The organism is Streptococcus sp. A12, from assembly GCF_905372335.1.
In the GTDB taxonomy this organism is placed as follows: domain Bacteria; phylum Bacillota; class Bacilli; order Lactobacillales; family Streptococcaceae; genus Streptococcus.
Window position 1 is genome coordinate 1 of record NZ_CAJPOU010000089.1, and the last position, 4,033, is coordinate 4,033.

5 protein-coding genes are annotated in these 4,033 nt (G+C 38.1%); all 5 read right to left on the reverse strand.

Features of this window, described 5'->3' with window-relative positions:
• Window positions 1–375: 375 nt before the first annotated feature.
• Complete coding sequence (locus tag QZ158_RS07920) at window positions 376–756, reverse strand: PTS glucitol/sorbitol transporter subunit IIA (RefSeq protein WP_125352450.1); 381 nt, start codon at window positions 754–756, stop codon at window positions 376–378.
• 98 nt (window positions 757–854) lie between these two features.
• The gene (locus QZ158_RS07925; protein WP_009660130.1) at window positions 855–1,835 is read right to left on the reverse strand and encodes a PTS glucitol/sorbitol transporter subunit IIB; all 981 of its coding nucleotides are present in this window, start codon (window positions 1,833–1,835) and stop codon (window positions 855–857) included.
• A 16-nt stretch (window positions 1,836–1,851) separates the two neighbouring features.
• Window positions 1,852–2,394 (reverse strand): PTS glucitol/sorbitol transporter subunit IIC, encoded by a 543-nt coding sequence (locus QZ158_RS07930; protein WP_023024625.1) that lies wholly within the window; start codon window positions 2,392–2,394, stop codon window positions 1,852–1,854.
• Window positions 2,391–2,888, reverse strand: a complete 498-nt coding sequence (locus tag QZ158_RS07935; protein WP_278925304.1) for a transcriptional regulator GutM — start codon at window positions 2,886–2,888, stop codon at window positions 2,391–2,393. Before QZ158_RS07935 ends, QZ158_RS07930 begins: the two co-directional genes overlap by 4 nt.
• Window positions 2,888–4,033 (reverse strand): PTS sugar transporter subunit IIA (locus QZ158_RS07940; protein ID WP_293887408.1); only part of this gene is annotated, 1,146 nt, incomplete at its 5' end. The genes QZ158_RS07935 and QZ158_RS07940, both read right to left, overlap by 1 nt.

Sequence of the window (4,033 nt, forward strand, 5' to 3'; positions counted from 1 at the left end):
GATTTTCTTGCCAAGCCCCTTGCACTTGACCTTGTCCATCTTTATCTGACATGGTTTTCTCCTTATAAATTTTGTTGATTTGTCATATTGCGAAAACATTGAAAAATAATGACAAATTTTACAATATTATAACATAAATTATTCTTCCAATCAAAAAGGGAGTGGGAAAGAACTTCAAACAAGTTAAAAAGTTCGTCTTCCCACCCCCGCACAGTTGATTAGGTCATCTTTGGAGCTTAAAAAGCGAAGGAAGATGCCAATCAACCACTGCGTCATCTATTTTTTCTAATTTAGACCCAAAAGCCTGGACTTTTTGCCCAGGCTCTGAATCAAGTTTTTAGACTCTTATTTTTCTAGTATTCTTATTTAGATATTTTATCCTACTTGAGCTACTTCAAAAATCTGAATGGTAGAGCCTTTTTCAATTACTACTGCTTGGTCTGCTGCGACATGGAGTGTACCAGGAAGGCTCCCCTCTTTTGAACCATCAAAAGAAATCGTGATATGGCCCAGTCCAGTTAAATTTTTTTCTACTACATTTCCTACGGCAGTAATCGAATATTCCTGACTATCTACCACCAGCTTTCCACCTTCTAGTATTGCACCTAGAAGATTTTTGTTATCGATTTTAAAACAATACTCTGCTAAGTCTTCCGGAGCTTCTTCTCCAAATAAAATGAGCATATTGGCATCTTGAATCATATTCTGAGCTTCAGGCCCCACTTGAATTACTTTAGCTTCAAAAATTTTCTTCATCTAATTCCTATTCATCCTTTCTCAAATCTGTCATAAACTTATGCTTATAGATAAGTTTAACATAATAGTTGCTATGTTTACGTGCATCTATCAAAAGTTTACTGATAAAGGCCAATACTAGCTATCCAAGCTACTAGCACCCGCGGAACACCATTGAGAAAGCGTGAATAAAGCACAGAAGGGACACCAACCTCAACTGTTTCAGACTTGGCTTCAGATAGACCGAGTGCTACAGGAATGAAATCACAACCGTTTTGAGTGTTGATAGCAAATATAGCTGGCAGAGCCATTTGGGGCGGAATATTCCCTTTTCCGATTTCGACTCCAATTAAGGTTCCGATAATCTGACTGATAACAGCTCCGGGGCCTAACAAAGGAGATAGGAATGGCAAGGAACAGATAAAGCCAATCAAAATGAGTCCCCAGATGTTCCCCGCTAGGGGAACCATTAATTTTGCCAGCCAATTTCCAACACCTGAACCTTGAATAACCCCAATCAGCAAGGAAACAAAGGCCATGAAAGGAATGATCGTGTTGAGCATTGTTTGGATGGCTTCACGAGCAGCCTGGTTGAAAGTCGCAACGACCTTCCCAGCGCCCATCCCAATTCTTGCTACAATACTTGTTTCAGCTTTTTGCTCTGTAATTTTTTTACTAGTATCGTAAGTTGGCTTTTCTGTTACCACAGTTGTCGCTTTTTCGTCTTCATTAGCAGCAGAAATTTGATTAAGGCCAACTGCTGACACATAGATTTCCTCGGTGATATATTGTGCTAGAGGGCCACTTTTCCCTGTAGCGACAATATTGATTGTAGGGATCCCCTTTTTAGGATAAATACCGCAGCGAAGAGTACCGCCGCAATCCACGATTGCTAAAGCAATTTCCTCATCAGGGATAGAAGTTTTAAACCCATTAACAGCTTCCATACCGGTCAAATCAGCAATTTTATCTACAATATCTGGCTTTTCTCCGCCGCCAGTGATATAGATAAATTTATGCTTAGCCTCACTAGGTGTAATGACCAAAGGTCCTCCGAAACCGCCATTTCCTTTAACAACTTTTATACTCTTATATGACATAATTTCACTCTTTCTATCAATCAAATGTTTTACTCAAGGTAACACCTTGCTGTTTTGCTACATAAGCAGTTGTAAAATCGGTCACCCAACCGCCTACAAAGTTCATGACAAGCCCAACAAGCATGTAACGAATGGCTAAGTCCATTTGACTTAAACCTAAAGTTTGAATTCCTGTTGCAATTCCCATCCATACAAACAATTCCCCAGGATTGATATGCGGAAATACACCATTTGAAGTATGGCAGAACTGCATCTGAGCTGCTACAAAACTAGGTTTATAATATTCTGGTAAGAAACGTCCCATACTGATCGCCATCGGATTCCCCAGCATAAAGGCTGAAATGAAAGGTAAAATCATATACCGGCTAACAGGATTTTTGGCAGAAATCTTAGCCAGGGAATTGACCTTCTCTTCTCCCAAGAAAGCGATAAGGGTATTCATTGCAATCAATAGCATTAAGACAAGCGGTACAATATTTGTCATCCAGCTAATAAAGGTTTCTCCACCTAATTGGAAGAGTTTCATAAAACTCTCTGCAAAATTTGTAATGTGATTCATAAGGAACTCCCTTTCTTATTTTTTTTAAATAACTGTTTAATAGATAATTGTAAGTAATTCGCATAAAAGCCGAATCCCAGAAAAGAATCAGATGAACTTGTCTCTTTCTCAATACCTGCCTCATGCCAAAGATAGACTTTTCTAGCATCTTCTATGGCTGATTGCATCAACTTATTTTCTTTTCTCACAAGAGGATTATACTTGTCAAAATAATGGATGTCTTCTCCAACATAATCGTCCATATTTTGAAAACGTGCTAAGATTGTGACTCCTTGCATTTTGCTAGCTTTAAGAACCCGACCGTTTTCATCAACCGCGAACATGACAATCGTACCGGATTTGATTCTTCCGGACTTCCTGCCAATCGCTACGCGCCCCAGTTTTCGGAGCATCGTATAGGTCTTATTGAAGTCTTTGAGTTGCTGCCAGCCGAGGAACATTTGAAATATATAAGCTGCCATGACAAATACAGCGAAAATTATTAGCGAATTCATTAAAATACTCCTTTGCTCTTAGAAAATGATAGAAACTCTGTCTCTGTTTCTACAGCCCTCAATGCTTCTTTTAGAGAAGGCTCTCCTGCAATTCGAAAAATGTCGTCATACAATTCCAGCAATTCACTTTCCATTTTTCTTTCAATTTCTGAGGGTATGGCGACTAGAAAGATAAATTCAATCCATTCATCTCCTTTTTGATAAGGCTCTTCTAGTTTTCCAAACATTAAAATAGTCTTTGCATAACCCTGGTTAATTGTATGGGGGAAGGCAATTCCTCCACCAAAAATGGTTGATTGTTTTTTCTCCCTATCAATTATCCGATTTCTAAAACCTTCATCAATCATCTGAAGTTTCTCTAACTCTGCAACCATATTTAGCAAGTATTGCTGATAGGTTTTTTGGGGACTCAACCGAAGAAAACGTAAGCTGACTGTTTCTAGATTTTTTTGATGAAAAGCATTGGCCCTCTGCCATTCTTCCTGCAGCCATTGATCATCAAAAAGATGATTAACTTGAATGACTGGAGATTTAGAATCTTTATATTTTAGAGGAACTGTCGTAAAAATCGCGAAATAGTCCTGATTCAAATCCACATTAAAATCCTCTTCAGAATACTGAGTAATGTCTACATCATTTCCAAGGACTCGTCTGAGTTGCTGAATAATCATCGCAGCAGTTCCTCTTCCTGTTGTGCAAACTACAGCTATCTGCTTGCGAGAACCATTTACAACAGAGTTTTGCTTTCTTAAAATCATTTCAAAATACAAAGCCAGATATCCGATTTCAGATAATTCCAATTCAGAACCAAAAATTGCAGATAGTTCTTCTCCAGCAATTTTCGCCATTTCAAAAGCAAAAGGATATTGAGTTTGAACCTCGCCATGGAATATATCATTAGCTTGCACATGGAAAATCAGTCGATTGATTAAGGGGCCTAGATGAGATTTGATTTCTTCAAATAATTCTTCATCATCAAAGTGAACCAACATTGTTTCTTTGACTTTCTTGACAATCCCTTGAAAAATATTTGCAAGCTGTTCAGATTGATAAGATGTCTTGCTTAAAGTGTCAATAAAACGGACATTAAACGGAAAACACAAAAAGTCTATCTCAAACTGACTGAGGGAAATCTTATAAGTCAT

Excerpts from the sequence above, each read along its gene's own strand:
- QZ158_RS07935 (WP_278925304.1), bottom strand. The coding sequence starts at position 2,888 with ATGAATTCGCTAATAATTTTCGCTGTATTTGTCATGGCAGCTTATATA.
- QZ158_RS07925 (WP_009660130.1), bottom strand. The coding sequence starts at position 1,835 with ATGTCATATAAGAGTATAAAAGTTGTTAAAGGAAATGGCGGTTTCGGA.
- QZ158_RS07930 (WP_023024625.1), bottom strand. The coding sequence starts at position 2,394 with ATGAATCACATTACAAATTTTGCAGAGAGTTTTATGAAACTCTTCCAA.
- QZ158_RS07920 (WP_125352450.1), bottom strand. The coding sequence starts at position 756 with ATGAAGAAAATTTTTGAAGCTAAAGTAATTCAAGTGGGGCCTGAAGCT.